The sequence below is a fragment of the Pantoea sp. X-Soil-MYKO-1785 genome (assembly GCF_059730675.1).
Genome location: NZ_AP036000.1, coordinates 1,497,566 through 1,514,619 on the forward strand (window position 1 = coordinate 1,497,566; position 17,054 = coordinate 1,514,619).

The 17,054-nt window shown below is 57.0% G+C and carries 17 protein-coding genes, 4 tRNA genes and 1 pseudogene; 15 read left to right on the forward strand and 7 right to left on the reverse strand.

Annotation, left to right across the window (positions count from 1 at the left end; genetic code table 11):
• Positions 1-45 precede the first annotated feature (45 nt).
• From pgsA to AC6I8D_RS06955, 4 genes are all read left to right on the forward strand, one after another.
• Positions 46-594, forward strand: coding sequence for a CDP-diacylglycerol--glycerol-3-phosphate 3-phosphatidyltransferase (gene pgsA, locus AC6I8D_RS06940; protein WP_031376084.1), 549 nt, complete (start codon positions 46-48; stop codon positions 592-594).
• Positions 595-744: 150 nt separating this feature from the next.
• Positions 745-820 (forward strand) — tRNA-Gly (locus AC6I8D_RS06945).
• A gap of 40 nt (positions 821-860) precedes the next feature.
• Positions 861-934: transfer RNA gene (locus AC6I8D_RS06950), tRNA-Cys, on the forward strand.
• Between the two features lie 10 nt (positions 935-944).
• A tRNA-Leu gene (locus AC6I8D_RS06955) sits at positions 945-1,031 on the forward strand.
• A gap of 152 nt (positions 1,032-1,183) precedes the next feature.
• On the opposite strand, the gene AC6I8D_RS06960 is transcribed toward AC6I8D_RS06955, so the two are convergent.
• On the reverse strand, positions 1,184-1,441 hold the full coding sequence (locus tag AC6I8D_RS06960) for a hypothetical protein (protein ID WP_031376083.1): 258 nt from the start codon (positions 1,439-1,441) through the stop codon (positions 1,184-1,186).
• A 374-nt stretch (positions 1,442-1,815) separates the two neighbouring features.
• On the opposite strand from AC6I8D_RS06960, the gene AC6I8D_RS06965 reads away from it, so the two are divergent.
• Positions 1,816-1,888: transfer RNA gene (locus AC6I8D_RS06965), tRNA-Glu, on the forward strand.
• A gap of 530 nt (positions 1,889-2,418) precedes the next feature.
• Positions 2,419-3,288: a substrate-binding domain-containing protein gene (locus AC6I8D_RS06970; RefSeq protein WP_312052630.1), complete on the forward strand. Its 870-nt coding sequence runs from the start codon at positions 2,419-2,421 to the stop codon at positions 3,286-3,288.
• 61 nt (positions 3,289-3,349) lie between these two features.
• Here AC6I8D_RS06970 and AC6I8D_RS06975 read toward each other — a convergent pair whose 3' ends face one another.
• Entirely contained in the window at positions 3,350-3,520 is a 171-nt protein-coding gene (locus AC6I8D_RS06975) for a hypothetical protein (RefSeq protein WP_312052628.1), read from the reverse strand.
• A 191-nt stretch (positions 3,521-3,711) separates the two neighbouring features.
• On the opposite strand from AC6I8D_RS06975, the gene AC6I8D_RS06980 reads away from it, so the two are divergent.
• Positions 3,712-3,909, forward strand: coding sequence for a DUF6404 family protein (locus tag AC6I8D_RS06980; RefSeq protein ID WP_312052627.1), 198 nt, complete (start codon positions 3,712-3,714; stop codon positions 3,907-3,909).
• Positions 3,910-3,960: 51 nt separating this feature from the next.
• Here the strand turns inward: AC6I8D_RS06980 and AC6I8D_RS06985 are convergent, their stop codons facing one another.
• From AC6I8D_RS06985 to AC6I8D_RS07000, 4 genes are all read right to left on the reverse strand, one after another.
• Positions 3,961-5,466 (reverse strand): SulP family inorganic anion transporter, encoded by a 1,506-nt coding sequence (locus AC6I8D_RS06985; RefSeq protein ID WP_497819836.1) that lies wholly within the window; start codon positions 5,464-5,466, stop codon positions 3,961-3,963.
• A gap of 137 nt (positions 5,467-5,603) precedes the next feature.
• Positions 5,604-5,870, reverse strand: coding sequence for a biofilm/acid-resistance regulator YmgB/AriR (locus AC6I8D_RS06990; protein ID WP_312052623.1), 267 nt, complete (start codon positions 5,868-5,870; stop codon positions 5,604-5,606).
• Positions 5,871-6,256: 386 nt separating this feature from the next.
• On the reverse strand, positions 6,257-6,664 hold the full coding sequence (locus AC6I8D_RS06995; RefSeq protein ID WP_497819837.1) for a DUF2000 domain-containing protein: 408 nt from the start codon (positions 6,662-6,664) through the stop codon (positions 6,257-6,259).
• A 40-nt stretch (positions 6,665-6,704) separates the two neighbouring features.
• Positions 6,705-7,550 carry an AraC family transcriptional regulator gene (locus tag AC6I8D_RS07000; RefSeq protein WP_497819838.1) on the reverse strand — a complete coding sequence of 282 codons (846 nt, stop codon included), beginning with the start codon at positions 7,548-7,550 and terminating at the stop codon, positions 6,705-6,707.
• A 145-nt stretch (positions 7,551-7,695) separates the two neighbouring features.
• Here AC6I8D_RS07000 and AC6I8D_RS07005 point away from each other — a divergent pair, with 145 nt between their 5' ends.
• From AC6I8D_RS07005 to AC6I8D_RS07040, 8 genes and pseudogenes are all read left to right on the forward strand, one after another.
• Complete coding sequence (locus AC6I8D_RS07005) at positions 7,696-8,127, forward strand: MarR family winged helix-turn-helix transcriptional regulator (protein ID WP_497819839.1); 432 nt, start codon at positions 7,696-7,698, stop codon at positions 8,125-8,127.
• Between the two features lie 2 nt (positions 8,128-8,129).
• Positions 8,130-9,815 (forward strand): MFS transporter, encoded by a 1,686-nt coding sequence (locus AC6I8D_RS07010; RefSeq protein ID WP_497819840.1) that lies wholly within the window; start codon positions 8,130-8,132, stop codon positions 9,813-9,815.
• On the forward strand, positions 9,812-10,906 hold the full coding sequence (locus AC6I8D_RS07015; RefSeq protein ID WP_497819841.1) for an HlyD family secretion protein: 1,095 nt from the start codon (positions 9,812-9,814) through the stop codon (positions 10,904-10,906). Before AC6I8D_RS07010 ends, AC6I8D_RS07015 begins: the two co-directional genes overlap by 4 nt.
• Positions 10,903-12,297: an efflux transporter outer membrane subunit gene (locus tag AC6I8D_RS07020; protein WP_497819842.1), complete on the forward strand. Its 1,395-nt coding sequence runs from the start codon at positions 10,903-10,905 to the stop codon at positions 12,295-12,297. Before AC6I8D_RS07015 ends, AC6I8D_RS07020 begins: the two co-directional genes overlap by 4 nt.
• A gap of 61 nt (positions 12,298-12,358) precedes the next feature.
• Positions 12,359-12,859, forward strand: a pseudogene (locus AC6I8D_RS07025) (beta-ketoacyl-[acyl-carrier-protein] synthase family protein); the annotation flags it as partial.
• A gap of 175 nt (positions 12,860-13,034) precedes the next feature.
• On the forward strand, positions 13,035-15,257 hold the full coding sequence (locus AC6I8D_RS07030) for a TonB-dependent receptor (protein WP_497819843.1): 2,223 nt from the start codon (positions 13,035-13,037) through the stop codon (positions 15,255-15,257).
• A gap of 140 nt (positions 15,258-15,397) precedes the next feature.
• Entirely contained in the window at positions 15,398-15,541 is a 144-nt protein-coding gene (locus tag AC6I8D_RS07035) for a hypothetical protein (protein WP_162836818.1), read from the forward strand.
• Positions 15,542-15,579: 38 nt separating this feature from the next.
• Complete coding sequence (locus tag AC6I8D_RS07040) at positions 15,580-15,753, forward strand: hypothetical protein (protein WP_312052611.1); 174 nt, start codon at positions 15,580-15,582, stop codon at positions 15,751-15,753.
• Here AC6I8D_RS07040 and AC6I8D_RS07045 read toward each other — a convergent pair.
• The gene (locus AC6I8D_RS07045; RefSeq protein ID WP_497819844.1) at positions 15,741-16,904 is read right to left on the reverse strand and encodes a glycoside hydrolase family 1 protein; all 1,164 of its coding nucleotides are present in this window, start codon (positions 16,902-16,904) and stop codon (positions 15,741-15,743) included. The two genes, AC6I8D_RS07040 and AC6I8D_RS07045, sit on opposite strands and share 13 nt — an antisense overlap.
• Positions 16,905-17,054 lie beyond the last annotated feature (150 nt).

Consider the following 17,054-nt stretch of genomic DNA (forward strand, 5'->3'; position numbering starts at 1 on the left):
AGGAACATACGGTAAATTCTACCCATTCCAGACAGTTACCGGCATATGCAATTTAACATTCCGACGTGTCTCACCCTGTTCCGAGTCGTCCTCATCCCGTTCTTCGTGCTGGCTTTCTATCTGCCGTTTCACTGGGCGCCGCTGGCCACTGCATTGATCTTCATTTTCGCTGCCGTCACCGACTGGTTTGACGGCTTTCTGGCGCGCCGCTGGAAACAGACCACCCGCTTCGGCGCGTTCCTTGACCCGGTGGCCGATAAAGTGATGGTCGCGATGGCGCTGGTGCTGGTAGCCGAATATTTCCATGCCTGGTGGATTACGCTGCCCGCCGCCACCATGATTGCCCGTGAGATTATCATCTCGGCGCTGCGTGAATGGATGGCTGAGATTGGTAAACGCAGCAGCGTGTCGGTGTCATGGATTGGTAAAGTGAAAACCACCGCCCAGATGCTGTCGCTGTTTGCCCTGCTGTGGCGTCCTGACAGCACGGTGGTCGGGATTGGCGTGGTAGCGTTATACATTGCTGCGGTGCTGACTTTCTGGTCGATGTTCCAGTATTTAAGCGCGGCGCGCGGCGATCTGCTCGAACCGTGATCGATGCGATTTAAAAAGCAGCAAACAGACGCACGGTGAGGATAATTTTATTGACTCATTGCGTCAGGTAAGTAGAATGCATCGCATCGAACGGCAGCCAGTCTGCCAGAAGATAAATAAAATCAGCAAGTTCGATGCAGTTGCTAAAATGCGGGAATAGCTCAGTTGGTAGAGCACGACCTTGCCAAGGTCGGGGTCGCGAGTTCGAGTCTCGTTTCCCGCTCCAGATTCGCAGGCCAGGTTAACCTGGCGGCACATCAGTTTAAGGCGCGTTGGCAGAGTGGCTATGCAGCGGATTGCAAATCCGTGTACCTCGGTTCGACTCCGGGACGCGCCTCCAGTTACACCCTGCCCGGGTGGTGAAATCGGTAGACACAAGGGATTTAAAATCCCTCGGCTGTAAGGCTGTGCGGGTTCAAGTCCCGCCCCGGGCACCATATTTAAGCCGAATAAAAAAAGCAGTAAGCAATGTCGTAAGCCACCTTAACAGGTGGTTTTTTTGTTTCTGCAGGGTGTCGAAGACGACGGTTACACAGACCGTGCCCTCGTGCTCGATTATCCTTCCCCCCTTTCTCTGCAAATTCCGGCCTCAGGCGCGCGAGCTGAAAACCAGCTGGTCGTCAGCGTTACTGATCAGATACATTCGCTGCGCTTCACCGCTGGAAGAGACAAAGGTCACCTGTTGGCCGATACTGACAGCATCAAATGCCTCGGTAGGTTGCAGCTGTTTCTGGATCTCAAGCACGATGCGTGATTTAAAGGGCTTTTCATTCACCGTATCAATATGGTAACTGGCGGTGAATGTCAGATCCGGATGATCAAGAATATAAAATTGTCCTGAGGGCATAGTCATTACCTCTTCGCTTATTTCAGTATGCTGAACGCCGGAAGCGTTTCCCCTGACAGTCTGGCTTTTAAGGCTAGCTGAAGAATGCGTGATTAAAAGCATTAGCAACCTATTTTTATGGTTTCCGCTTTTTTATCAAATATTCACCGCTTGCGCTTGCAGCCTTATTAGCCGGCACTACCCTTACTTTAATCCGCCGTTAATACTGCAGTACCCAGGCTAAAATATCCCGCCAGGTGGCGGGCAGGTCTTCTGAAGGGGAAGGCGGTCGATTACGCCGGGCAGGCAGCCTGAATGCTGGTTAAGCAAGGCAACGGGCAGCGCGCCGTGGCAAAGGGTTACGCGAGGCAGGGTGAGGTGCCGGGCGGGGAAACACGGGCATAGTATAACGGTATTATTGCAATTTTTCGGGGATTGCCGATGCAGGTTCAACTCCTGCTGCCTGGTCGTGCTGCTATCTGCCTGATGATAAAAATAACCGTAGCCGGGGTTAGCCTGCTGGAAATAATCCGGCTGAATAGTTAATCAGTTTAGAGATGAGCCGATATTTGAAATTATTATATTAACCAGTCGGCTGGACACGCTATTCCGCTTTATGTTGACAGAACAATTTCCTGCTGTATTGGCTTACCCGTTTACGGATATTCGTGTGTCTGTTACGCCGCGCAGGGCGATATGTTTAAAAAACGCTTAATGGCTGCTCGTTGTGGTGGAATATATAAGCCTTAATAGTCGACTTGTGGTTTTAACCCTGCTGCAGAAATCATCATCAACGTGCAGGTCAGCCGCACAGGTACTTATACCCATCCTGCTACTGAGTGCCTACCCACCACTGATACAATGGCAGACTTCTGTTACATCGCTTTTCACTCAATTTTGCGGCCTGAGTCGGCCTTTGTAACCTGTTGAAAGTTATTCATTTACCGTATGGTAAGGTTATCCATTCTCAGCCGCAAAAGAAGTCGGGACCCTTTATAATGACGCTTTCCACTGACCAGCAGCCTGATACCGCATTTCCGCCGATGATTGGCGTAATCTCCAGCCCGTTACTGAATTCCTGGCAGCAGAAAATCCTCCATCAACTGACGTACCAGCTCAACGCGCGTGGCGTGTTGATGCTCCTGTTGAATGCCGCCACTGAACAGGCGCTCGCAGCACAGCTGACTCAGGCGGCCCCGCTCGGGCTGCGTGGTTTACTGCTGTTGCCGGGTGCGTTCAGTGACTCACCGCCTGCAAGCATCCTGACCACGGCCTCGCTGCCCGTGCTGCAGCTTGACGCTGAGCAGGCGATGCAGTCTGACGCCAGGCAGGCGGGCGAAGCGATCGGGCGGCTGCTGCTGGCAGAAGGTCATCAGCGGCTGGGTTATCTGCAGAGCCAGGCAGGGTCATCGCCACAGAAACAAGGCTACAGCGCCAGCCTGATGGCGGCAGATCAAGCGATCTGCGTCGATCTGGTGGCGGGCGGCAACGATCGTGAACAGGGCTGGCAGGCGATGACCGATTATCTGAAACAGACCCGCGCCGCCGAGCGCATCCAGGCGCTGTTCTGTGAATCTGATCTGCTGGCGTTTGGTGCAATGCAGGCAATCCGCGATTTTGGTCAGGGCGCGCACGTAGCGGTAGTCGGGTTCGGTGATCTTGATGAAGCACAATGCTCAACCTGGCATCTGACCAGCTGGTCAGTCAATATCGAGCGGGCAATTAACGACGCGCTGAACCGCCTGCTGGGACCCTGTGCAGCACAAGATGAAACGGATGGCGAAGGGGGATTAAAGCGTCGTCACTCCCATTTAGGCAAACAGCGACCGGGAGAGATGTCTGAGTGCGGGTGCGCCCATCGGCACTAGTCCGCCCGGCGACGGATGCATCGTGATCCGGGCGGAAGATCCTGAACTCAGGGCTAGAGGTTCAGGATTGTGGCTGACCAACCGGGCCACTGCCGCCAGGCGCACCGATCGGCTGCTGACCACCTGGCGGTGACGGCGGCGGCGGCGCATCTCTGCCCGGCGACTGAGGCGCACAGGCGGAAAGGGTAGTGATAACGGCAAAAGCTGACAGCAATAAGGCGCAACGTTTCATCAAGGTATCCTGAAAGTTAAACGGTGCCTTTAGTATAGAAAAGTCCGGTGGAATCACCTGATACGCCGTCTTGTCCCAGCCAGAGCAGAAATTGCGGCCGATTATTTGAGACGCCTCTCAACTCAGCTGCGCCAGCAATGCGTTTTGTGTCGAACCTCGCTAAGGTAGCGCATCAATAAAGAGGAGTGGTTATGAATGGCATCGTGAAGTTCGTCCGCGGCTGGCTGGTGTTCTCTGTACTGTGGGGCGTGTTCATGTGGTTTATGTCATGGCAGCAGCAGGGCAAAGAGATAGGATTGGCAATTCTGATGAGTCTCTACGCCGGTCTGATCTATCAGGCATTAGTGACAATGGTCGCCCGCTACAAAGCGCGCCGGCAACAGGCCTGAGCCTGACCGGCAGCCTCGCATGCCGCCGGTCAGCCAGAAAAAATCGCAGGGTTAACCGAAATTACCGGTTAACCGGCGATGGAAATCAGTACTGCGGTTATCCAGCCCCTCAATCGTCACCTGCGCGCCATAGCGCTGATAGCGATATTCAATGCCATCCAGCGCCGCCACGCTTGACGCATCCCAGATCTGCGCATGGGTTAAATCAATAATGACGTTCCTGGGATCGTGGGCATAATCGAAATGTTCAAACAGATCGTTGCTGCTGGCAAAAAACAGCGGTCCGCGCACCGTATAACGTACCGATTCGCCATCCTCGCTTAACTGACGCTCGGCGTGAATGACGTGGGCAATGCGGCGGGCAAACAGCATCATGGCGATAATCACGCCAGCCAGTACGCCCAGCGCCAGGTTACCGGTCCAAACGGTCACCACCACGGTCAACAGCATAATCAGCGTTTCAGACCACGGCATGCGTTTCAGCGTAGCCGGCTGCAGGCTGTGCCAGTTGACGGTTTTCACCGCCACCACCATCATAATCCCCGCCAGAACCACCATCGGGATTTGCGCCATAATCTGGCTCAGACCGGTAACCAATAGCAGCAGCACCAGCCCGGCAGCCACGGTAGAAACCCGACTGCGTGCCCGGCCCAGTTCGACGTTAACGATGGTCTGCCCGATCATCGCGCAACCGGCGATGCCGCCATAAAAACCAGCAAAAATGTTGGCGACGCCCAATCCCCAGGATTCACGACGTTTGCTGGAAGGCGTATCCGTCAGGTCATCAACCAGTTTGGCGGTCAGCAGCGACTCCATCAGACCGACAAAGGCGATACTGAGCGCGGTCGGCCAGATAATCTGCAGCGTCTGCAGATTCAGCGGCACCATCAGGCTATTAAAGCCGGGCAGGCCGGGGCTCATCGGGCCTTCGTCGCCAACATTCGGCATGCGGTAGCCCATCAGCAGGGCAACGCCGGTTACCACCACAATCGCCACCAGCGGTGAAGGAACGCTTTTCACCAGCCGCGGCAGCAGCAGCACGATCGCCAGCGTCACGGCAAAGAAGATCCACACCAGCGATGATTGTCCCCAGACGTGCGGAACCTGAGCAAAGAAAATCAGCACCCCCAGCGCATTCACAAACCCGAGCATCACCGAGCGTGGAATGTAGCGCATCATGCGCGCCAGTCCGGCCAGACCAAACAGGATCTGAATCACGCCGCCCATCACTACCGCCGGCAAAATATAGTTAACGCCATGCAGATGCACCATCGGGCCGATCACCAGCGCCACCGAACCGGCCGCTGCGGTGACCATTGCCGGACGGCCGCCGAGAATCGACAGCGTCAGACAGAGCACCACCGAGGCGACCAGGCTGACTTTAGGGTCAACCCCGGCAATAACCGAAAAAGAGATCACTTCAGGGATCAGCGCCAGCGCGGTGATAACACCGGCCAGGCATTCACGGGTCAGCAGCGCCGGAGAGCGTAATACGCGCCCGACACTGATATCACTCGCTACAACCGGTGTTGCAGCGACATCATTCGATTGAGTCATAAAGGTTTGCAGGCTCTTTTTTGTTTTGCTCCCGCGCGAAGGGCGAGAAAGTCGGGATAAAAGTGCGGGGCAGATGTTACCGGGCGCTGGACGAAGATGCCAGAAAAAGGCGGGGTGACTCCCTCCATGGAGTCGGATTATAACGAGAAATCATCCGGGGTTTTATGGACCACCAGCTCAAGCAGTTGCCGATAGATTTCCAGCGACTCCCGGTCGCTTTCCAGTTCCAGCCGATGAATCAATTTAGAAATAATCGCCTTATTACTGACCGGCATGCCGGACTGCAGGATCTCCGCGACGATTAAGCCGAGCATCTCCATATCACTGGCCGGTTTATTGGCGGCAGCATTAAAGTAGTCGGCAATTTCCTGATCGGTTCTGGGAACCATATTGTGGTTCTGCATGTGTAAGCCCTTCAAAACAGCCCGATTCCATTTCGGATGTCAGGACAAAAAGACATAAAAAAACCTCCGCATGGACAGATGCGAAGGAACCCAACGTCATAAATTAACAGATAAAAAAATAACCTCTGAAGGTGGAAATCCACTGACACCTTCAGAGGCGACGCAAGTGCATCATTCGTTACAGAGTCGCAAAACAACTCGTGGGGATAAAGTTATACAATGAAGTCCAATCTGTACAATCGGATTCCTAAGCAAAATGTGCTATTTGAGCGTTAACAGGGGTTTATAAGGAATATTCCGAGAAAAAAATTGTACAGAAAATGTGTACAGCCTGGAAAGTTGACTTAAATGATGCGGAAAGCGTGCGACAACTTCCCGCGTTAACCTTAACTGAAAAGCGCGAGTCTGGCGGTCAGCTTGCGCAGGGCTTTTTTCTCACCGACCACCGCAATGCCCAGCAAACGCCATTGCTGGCGCGGCTTCTGCCGCATCGCCTCACCCAACGCCTGGTAATCGGTAGTGGACTGTCCCTCTTCCGGAAACAGCACCATATCGCAGTCAGCCTGTTCGGCGTTTTCCCGCAGCAGGCTGAGCTGCTCGGTGGTGGCCGCCAGCACCGGGATACCGACCGGGATCAGGCCGGGGCAGGGATGGGCACTGGCATCTTCCAGCGCCTCGCCAACCAGCGCCGGATGACGCTGGCCGAGGGTTAATGCCATGACGGCAGCGGCATTGGTGGCTTTGCCTGGCGACAAGCTGGCATTTAAAATCATCACACAACGTAAGTCCTGCATCGCGCTTCTCCTGACTAAAAAGCGCATTGTGGCAAGCGGATCAGGCCGGGTCTGGAAGATTTGTGCAGGCACGCTGGTAACGTGCCGGGCTAAGCTGGCAGGCGCGCTTAAACCAGCGTCCGAGATGGCTCTGATCGGCAAAACCCAGCGCGGCGGCGACGTCGGCCACCGGCTGGCCCTGAGCCAGTCGCCGCCGGGCCTGACTCAGCCGCCACTGCACCAGCCAGGCGTGAGGCGGCAATCCCCAATGGGCCTGGAACAGTCGCGACAGACGAAAACGATCCAGCTTCAGGCTCTGCGCCATCTGCTGCAAACCCGGATTATCAGCATGATGAGCAATCAGCCAGTCCCGTGCCTGCAGCGCCAGCCGGCCATCCGGGAAAACCGGCCCGGACGTGCGCCATAACCGGTGCTGCGTCAGCTGACCAAACAGCCGGTCAAGTGCCGCATCTTTGATTAATGCCGGATGATCGTGCCACAACGCGTCGAAGGCGTGCCAGACCGCATAAGCCAGCGGGCGGTCGTCGCGTAGCGTATCCGCAAAGCCTAACTCGCGCTGCTCCGGTCCTTCCGCCAGCAGCGGGGCGAGATGCTGCGCGATCTGCTGGGGTGAAAGATAGAGCATGCGATAGGTGAAGCCCTGTTCGTTAATCGCGTCGCCATCATGTAATTCCTCCGGCTCCAGCATAAATACCGTTCCGGGTCGGCTTTGATGCTGTTTGCGTCGCGAATGAAACTGCTGTACACCTTGCTCAGTCACGCCAATCAGATAACTGTCGTGCCAGTGCGGATCGTAAGCGTGTCCGGTAAAATGGGCGCGCAGCGACTCGATGCCGCTGGCAGCGTCACGGCGCAAATCCACCCAGTTTTTTGCAGCTGTAGTCATGGTGTTTCACTCCCGGTTGCGGCCTCTGGACATTCTGCCGCGATCCACTAATTTTTAACAGTTCAGGCGCTTTTCATTCGCGTTTGGCTTTGCGTATAATAACGCATTCATTTAATTAGATGTCTAACAATTAGGTTGCTAACATTTGTCATCGCATACTCGTACATTTACCCATCTCCTGCATCTCACCGCGCACGCCTGGCGCCTGGCCGTCGATCGCCATCTGAAAGATAGCGGTCTGAGCATGAGCAGCTGGATGGCGATTGGCCTGATTGCCAGTGAACCTGAAAGAATGACCCAGACCGAGCTGGCACAGCTGCTGGGACTGGAGGACGCCAGCATGGTGCCGCTGGTCGACCGGCTGGTGAAACAGTCGCTGCTGTCGCGGGTTCAGCCGCCGGAAGATCGGCGTAAACGCCATCTGGTGCTGACTGAAAAGGGCAACCAGGCGTTTGCTAAAGTGAAAACCCAGGCCGACGCGCTGCGGAGCGAAATGCTGGCCGACATCGATCCGCAGGATCTGGCCGTGACCGAACGGGTGTTACAGCAACTCCTGACGCGAATGGGAAGCATGTAAAGGTGGCGAAGCGCAATCCTTATGCCGCGCGCGAGTGGTTACCGCATGAAAAACCGATGCTGCCTGGGTCACCCTCAACCCCGCTGCATCCGCTGCCGAAGCGGGTGGCGTTTGGTCTGATTGGCCTGCTGATCTCCCTGACCGGGGCGCTAAGTAATGCGCTGGTCACCGCCAATCTGATCAATCTGCAGGGCACCTTTGGTGCCTATTCCAATGAGATTGCCTGGCTGCCAGCGGTCTACGTGATGGGCAATATCTCCATCAACCTGCTGCTGGTGAAATTTCGTCAGCAGTTTGGCCTGCGCGCGTTCACCGAAGCGTTTCTGGTGCTGTATGTGCTGGTGGCGTTCTTTCACCTGTTTGCCAACGATCTCAGTTCGGCGATCATCGTGCGTACCGCGCACGGCATGGTGGCGGCGGCGCTCAGTTCGCTGGGCATCTATTACCAGGTGCAGGCGTGGCCGGCGAAGCATCGTCTGAAAGCGCTGGTGATTGGGCTGACGGTGTCGCAACTGGCGATTCCGCTGGCGCGTCTGTTCTCTTCAGAACTGCTGCAGCTCAATGAGTGGCGCGGTCTCTATCTGTTTGAACTTGGCCTGGCGTTGATTGCGCTGGGCGGAGTGCTGCTGGTCAAGTTGCCGCCCGGCGACCGTATCAAAACCTTTGAAAAAATGGACTTCGTCACCTTTATGCTGCTGGCTCCGGGCATGGCGATGCTGTGCGGCGTGCTGTCACTGGGTCGGATTGAGTGGTGGTTTACCACGCCGTGGCTCGGTATCTGCACCGCCATCGCGTTAACGCTGATCGTGGCCGCGATTGTGATTGAGCACAACCGGCGTAATCCGCTGATCAATACCCGCTGGCTCAGCAGCGGCATGATGGTCCGGCTGGGGATTGTGATGATTATGATCCGCATCGTACTGGCGGAACAGAATACCGGCGCGGTCGGCTTTTTACAGCAGATTGGCTTACAGAACGATCAGATGCGCGGGCTGGCGCTGGCGATTATTGCCGGCGTAATTGTCGGTATCGCCGCCAGTGCGCTCACCATCAAGCCTGACCACCTCAACTGGCCCATCGTCACCTCGCTGGTGGTGATGATTATCGCGTCGCTGATGGATGCGCACTCCAGTCCGCTGACCCGCGCCAACAATATGTACTTCAGCCAGTTTCTGCTGGGTTTCAGCAGCGCCTTCTTTATGGCACCCGCGATGCTGATGGGGATTGGCAGCGTGGTCACCCAGCCGAAAAATCTGGTGAGTTTTGTGGTGCTGTTTGGCATGAGCCAGAACCTTGGCGGACTGATTGGTTCAGCGATCCTCGGAACCTTTCAGACCTGGCGGGAAAAATATCACTCCAGCCTGCTCAGCGATCAACTCTCGCTGCTTGACCCCAACGTCAACCAACGTCTCAGCCAGTACAATGCGCTGTTCAATAGCCTGGTCGGCGATAACGTTCTGCTCGGCGCGCAAAGCAGCAGCCAGCTGCAAACCGTCGCGACCTTACAGGCCAACGTACTGGCCTATAACGACACCTATCTGTTAACGGCGGCGCTGGCATTGATCACCCTGATGTGGGTGATCTGGCGGTTAACGCGTCGGCGTTATCTCGACTGGCGCCAGGCGCAATTTAACCTGCGTGAGCAGCATCAGCTGGCCGCATTACAGGAAAACACGGAGAAACAATGAGTCAGCAGGACGAACTTCAGGCAGCCGAACGCGACCGTGCGAACCGCCGCCGTATTCTTTCGATTGCCGCCGGCAGCGGCATTGTAGTGATTGGCGTATTAGTCATTCTCTACGCCTGGCAACTCTGGCCTTTCACCAGCGCAGTGCAAACCACCGAAAATGCCTATGTGCGCGGTCAGGTAACCTTTATCAGTCCGCAGGTCAGCGGCTACCTGACCTCGGTTGACGTCATCGATCTGCAACCGGTAAAAAAGGGGCAACTGCTGATGACCATCGACGATCGTATCTATCGTCAGCGGGTCCATCAGGCCCAGGCTCAGCTGGCGATGAAGCAGGCGGCGCTCAGCAATAACCTGCAGCAGCGACGCAGTGCTCAGGCGACGATTGAAAGTAATAAAGCGGTGCTGGAAAACGCCAAAGCCCAGGCGCTGAAAAGCGGCTTTGACCTGAAACGGGTAGAGAACCTGACCGCTGACGGCTCGCTGTCGGTGCGCGAACGGGATGCCGCCCGCGCGGCTAACGCCCAGGCACAGGCACAGGTCCGTCAGGCTGCGGCTCAGATCGCGGTCGCAGAGCAAAATCTGCAAACGGTGATCGTCAACCGTGCGTCGCTGGAAGGGCACGTCGCCAGTGCGCAGGCGGCACTGGAACTGGCGGAGATCGATCTGGCCAACACCCGGATTATCGCGCCGGATGATGGTCAGCTCGGCCAGCTGTCGGTGCGAACCGGCGCTTATGTCACGGCCGGAACGCGGCTGACCTCGGTGGTACCTAACCACAAGTGGATCATCGCCAACCTGAAAGAGACGCAGCTGGCGCGGATCCGGCCCGGTCTGCCGGTCACCATCCGGGTCGATGCGCTGGATGGCAAACGCTTTACCGGTCAGGTTGAATTTATCTCGCCGGCTGCCGGGTCGGAATTCAGCGCCATTTCGCCTGACAACGCCACCGGTAACTTCGTCAAAATTGCCCAGCGAATTCCGGTTCGTATCCGCATCGATGAGCAGGATATGCAGCAACTGCGGCCCGGCATGTCGGTGGAAGTGAGCATTGATACCGCTGCACAGCCGGCAGGTGAGGGCGCACCATGATCGTCCGCGGTTTACTGATTGGCGCGCTGACGCTGACGCTGGCCGGTTGCGCGACCCAGGTTGAAAAAGCGCCGTCGTCACTGCCGATCCCGCCAGCCTGGCGCGATCGGGTCGGGCCTGCTGCTCCGCCAGAAGCGGGCTGGTGGCGCGCCTTTGGCGATGAGCACCTCAACCGGCTGGTGACGCAGGCGCTGCGCAACAATCCCGATATCCTTACCGCGCGTTCGCGGGTGGATCAGTATCGCGCTCAGCTGCGTGCGGCGCAGGGCGACAACTATCCGACCCTGAGCGCCGGCGCGGCGGCAACCCGTGAACGTACGCTCTCCTCCGTCACCGGCCAGCCCTATGAAACCGACGTTTTTCAGGGCCTGCTGCAGGCCAATTACGATGTCGATTTGTGGGGCGCGCGCAGCAGTTCGATCGATGCGGCGCAAGCCTCGCTGGCGGCGCAACAGGCTGCGGCATCGGCGGCGGAGCTGACCATTGCCAGCTCGGTCGCCTCGGGTTATCTCAACTTATGTGCTCTTGATGAGCAGCTGCGCGTCACCGAAGCGACGCTGATCACCCGCAATAATTCGCTGACCCTGGCGAAGCGCCAGTTTGAAACCGGCTACACCTCGCGGCTGGAGTGGATGCAGGCGGCCTCGGAGTACCAGTCAGCCAAAGCACAGATACCGCAGCTTAAGCATCAGATTGCCCGGCAGGAGAATGCGCTGAGTATTCTGGTGGCGATGAACCCGCGCGAAATTGCCCGCCGACAGCAGTTCAATCAAATATCGCCGCAGCAGTTACCGTCGTTGCTGCCGTCCCAGTTGCTCAATCGCCGACCGGATATCGTTCAGGCGCAGCGCCAGCTGCTGGCCGCCGATGCCAGTCTGGCTTCGGCCAAAGCGCAGCTGCTGCCCAATCTCAACCTGACTGCGACCGGCACCTTACAGAGTTCGGTGCTGCATCAGCTGGCGGATAATCCGTTCCGCCTGTGGAGCGTCGGCGGCAGTATTCTGGCGCCGTTGCTCAACCGTGAAGCGCTAACCGCAGAAGTGGATGTCTCAATGGCCAGCCGTAACCAGGCGCTCTATGGCTATGAGAAAGTGGTGCGTAACGCCTTCTCAGAAGTGAACGATGCGATGGATGCGATCCGGCAGGGAGAGGCACAACTGGAAGAGCTGCAAAAGCAGGAGAACTATGTGGCTGAAGCCTTGCGCATCGCCAGTAACCGCTATCAGAACGGTTACGCCTCCTATCTTGATGAGCTGGATGCTCAGCGCACCCTGTTTACAACCCAGCTGAATCTGGTGACGGTGAAAAATAATCTGCTGCTGGCGCAGATTGATCTCTATCGCGCGCTGGGCGGCGGCTGGTCAGCAAACGCCACGTCATCCTCTGAATAACCCTTTCCCTTGATACGGTTCCGATCCAGCAGCAGTCAGAGATTTTGTTTGCTGGATCGGCGCTGTCGCGTCCCGCGCTGCTGTGCGCGGCCCGGTTAGTGAGTTCGCCACCATGCTGACCGGGAAGCACACCAACAATATGACCGGCACCACCTATGTGCAGATGATGCCGCACACCACCGCGGTTAATGCCGGGCTGTTTTTCGGCCTGCGCGGTCGGGTGATCCCCACCGCCAGCGCCTGCACCTCCGGCAGCCAGGCGATTGGCGAGGGGGCCGGCACGCTGATCCTCGAATCGCTGGTGCATGCCCAGGCGCGCGGTGCCTTCGGCCATACGCTGGGAGCCTGTGGCGCGCTGGAGGCGTGGATGAGCATTGAGATGATGCGTGAGGGCTGGTTCGCCCCGACGCTTAATCTTTCGCAACCGGCTGACAGCTGCGGCGCGCTGGACTCCATCATGGCTGAGCCACGGCAGATTGAGACTGACTACATCCAGAGCAATAACGTCGCCTTTGGCGGCATCAATACCTCTCTGATCTTCAAACGCTGGCGCGGCGTCTGATCCGCTGCCCATGCCGCGCGGGCACGGGCATTCTGCCTTCGTCATCGCGCGGCTGTTCCCGGCTGTTTATTACCCGCGCTGACTGCTGATTTTGCTTGCAATTGGCAACGCCCTGCGCATAATCGCAAACCGCAATAATAATGATTCTCAGTCCAATTAAATTCAGGGAACAACCATGCGTCAGCGCCTTTTAACCCCAGGATGTAAACCGACACTGTTGGCAATGCTGATCGGTGCCGGCTGTCTGCCCGTGATGGCGGCAACGCCAGCCTCGTCTGCCGCTCCGCGTGATGCCGCACAGGACGCCAGCCAAAGCGGACAAACCATGACGGTAACCGCCAGCGCCGACGATGACTTCACGCCGGGCGGCGATCAACCGGTCCCGGCTTATCTGGAGGGGCAGGTTGCCCACGGCGGCCGGCTGGGCATGCTGGGTGAGCAAAAGGCAATGGATGTGCCGTTCAACGTCATCGGCTTTACTGCAAAAATGATTGAGGATCAGCAGGCCAAAACCATCGCTGATGTGGTGCGCAATGATGCTGGCGTGCAGAACGTCAAAGGTTATGGCAACTTCGCCGAAAGCTATCGTATCCGCGGTTTCCTGCTGGATGGCGATGACATGACCTACGGCGGCTTGCCGGGCGTGGTGCCACGTCAGGTGATGGATGCCTCGCTGGTGGATCGGGTCGAAATTTTCAAAGGCGCTAACAGCCTGCTGAACGGTGCGGCCAGCAGCGGTGTCGGCGGCATTATCAACCTTGAGCCTAAACATGCCGGCGCTACGCCGCAGGCGCGAGTCGGTGTGGATTACACCTCTGATGCGCAGATCGGCACAACCGTTGATGCGGGACGCCGGTTTGGAGATAACGACCAGTTTGGCGTGCGGGTTAACCTGGTGCATCGTGAAGGTGAAAGCGGCGTGGATGACGAGAAAAAGCGTACCACCGCCGCCTCAATCGGTCTCGACTATCACGGTGATCGGTTACGCACTTCGCTGGATGTTGGCTATCAGAAAAAGACCTTCCACGACGGCTTGCAGGGCATCAACATCAGCGGCGTCGACTTTATTCCCGCCGTGCCGTCCAACTCGCGTAATTACAGCCAGCAATGGGTCTACAGCGACATGGAGTCGGAGTTTGGTATTGCCCGGGCGGAGTACGATCTCAGCGATAGCTGGACCGCGTATGCCGGTTTAGGCGCGCAGCATGCCCATGAAACCGGTAACTACGGCACGCCAAAACTGCTGAACCGCGAGGGTGATGCCACTATCAGCACCTTCAATACCAACCGCGTGCAGGACAACATGAGCGGCATGGTCGGGCTGCGCGGCAATTTCGATACCGGCTTTATTTCGCACAAGGTCAATGTTGGCTATTCCGCGCTGACCACCAATGCGAAAAATGCCTACAACATGTCGCTGACCAGTGCGAACACCAACATCTATCATCCGGATGAGGTTGCCGCGCCGCCGGCAAACTTTGCCGGCGGAAACTTCTCCGATCCGCTGACTACTGCACGTTCGCGTACCCAGGGCTATCTGCTGAGCGACACGCTGGGCCTGTTTGATGATTCGCTGCTGCTGACGGTTGGCGCGCGCCATCAGAAAGTGTGGGTGCGTAATTACAACTACAACAGCGGCGCAGAAGATACCGCGTCGCGCTACACCAATAGCCGCTGGATGCCGACCTATGGGGTGGTCTACAAGCCGTGGCAGTCGATTTCGCTGTATGCCAACCACACCGAAGCGCTGCAGCCAGGCGCGGTCGCGCCGCGTAATGATACGGTCACCAATCCGGGTGCCATTACCGGCATCGCCCATTCAAAACAAAATGAAGTTGGGGTGAAAGGGGATTTCGGTCGCATCGGCGGCACGCTGTCGCTGTTTGAGATTAAAAAACCGTCGGGGATGATTGGCGCGGATGGCGCGTATGGCATGAACGGTGAGCAGCGACATCGCGGCATTGAAACCAACCTGTTTGGCGAGCCGGTATTAGGCTTCCGCCTTAACGCCAGCGCCACCTGGCTGGATCCGGTGATGACCAAAACCTCCGGCGGCACCTATGACGGCAAACAGGCGGTGGGGGTGCCACGCGATAACTATACGCTGGGTGCCGAATATGACATTAAACCGCTGGAAGGGTTGACCGCTACCGCGCTGATCACCCACACCGGTTCACAGTGGGCTGATGCGGCGAACAGTAAAAAAATCGACAGCTATACCACGCTGGATCTCGGACTGCGTTACCGCACCCGGCTCAACCAGAATGATATGGTGTGGCGCGTCGGGGTCGAAAACGTGACCAATGAGAAGTACTGGGCCAACGTTGATGATACCGGCACTTATCTGTCGCAGGGCGATGGTCGTACGCTGAAAGTTGGGGTGACCTACGACTTCTGATCGGCGGAGCTGAAAGGATAACGGAGCGCAGCACGCGCTCCGTTTTTTTTTCGGGCGAAAGAACCGGACGAAAAACAGGCTTTCATCTACACTGTGACGCGCTGCTTTTTCGCCCGTTCACCGAATTTTACAGGAAGCCCATGTCGTTACCATCGCCACCCGACGATCAGGATGAGCCGATTCGCCAGTCGCTCGACGATGCGCACTTTGCGATTGTGGTGCTTGCGGTGACCTCGGTTACGCTTATAATCTTTGTCCTGATGATTACGCTCTGGATGAGCTGACTCCGGCGTAATTCAAGGGAATGGAACAGGAGAAGGCGATGGAATCCAGAGATGACAAACTGATCGCAATTATCGGCCTGCTGGCGGCCTGTCTGATTGGCGTCACCTTTCTGTTCACCATGACCTGGTTAACCGATGTACGCCATCCCACCGATCCTTCCCTTGATGTTCAGTCCTGCTCCCCCAAAAAACCGCCGTCTCAGCCAGTCTGATCGCGTCGGGTAAATTTGATCTGCTGACTGCGCAATACCAGTGCCAGCGCTTCATGCAGATTGCGGTTGCCGTTGGGATCGGCCAGGCCGAGCAGCGGACCGGGTGAACGTCGGTCATCAGCCCAGGCGGGGTATTCCACCACCGGGTAGAGCGACACCCCTTCCACCGCAATGCCCTGATCCAGCGCCACTGCCACATTCTCACTGATCTCCTGCAGCCACGTCGCACGCGCTTCGCCTTCGGCACCGGTTTCGGCAATCAGCATCGGCCGCTGAAAGCGTTGCCAGCATTGTGCCAGCAAAATATGCAGCGGCACCCGCGCCGGATCGTCGGGTGACATCGGCCGATCGGGGAAGAACCAGTGATTATCGGGATAGTAATTCAGGCCGAGGATATCGAGACAGTCTTCACTGCCGCCTAACTCTTTGTCGAGGCGGCCAGCCAGCATATCCCAGGCTTCAAACTGCGCCTGATGCTGGGCGTCGGCGTAGGGTTTACTGTCCGGATTGTCGGCATGATGGGCAATCTGAACCAGCGGATCGGTCAGCACAAAGCGCGCATTCGGGTAGACCTCGCGAATGGCATGAATGGCCGCCAGCGAGGCGCGAACCAGTTGACGCTTCAGCTCTTTGCCGCGTCCCGCCGCGTGTGGATTAAACCAGGCGACATCGGCACCGGCCCACGACCAGAAAGAGATTTGATTAACTGGTGTGAAAAACGGTTGTTCGATGCCTTCATCGCGCATCAGTTGAGCCATCGCCCGGGCGAAACGGCTAAAATGGTCAACAAACTCCGCTTTCCAGATATTAAGATGATCGGGATAGCCGAAGTGCGCCAGTTCCCAGATAATCTGTAAATTCTGGCGCTGCGCCGCAGCGATCATCGGCAGAAAGCTCTGCCAGTCATACTGATTGGGAATTTTTTCAATCAGGTGCCAGCGTGCGCCGTCGCGCGCGGTGAAAAGATGCTGTTCCGCCAGCGCGGCGTAATCCCTCTCCAGCAGCATATCGTGGCCGCTGCTGATAACCATGTCGAGTCGTTTTCCCGGCGTGCGGCAGGCGGTGGAACAGGGAAAACTGCCCTGGAAAAAGCTGCGGAACAGACTGGGATGATGGCGCTGGCGGGCGTCTGTAAGGGGTTGATGTGACATATTCCTCTCCTGCCGGGCCGATGCCGGTCACAGATCGTCCGACTAAGTCTAGACTAAAAACCGGTCGCAGCGTTTTTAGCAAGTCGGAAGGATCGTATAGCGTCAGACCGCGGGCCGGGGAATAATAAAAATAACTGCATTTTACAGGGA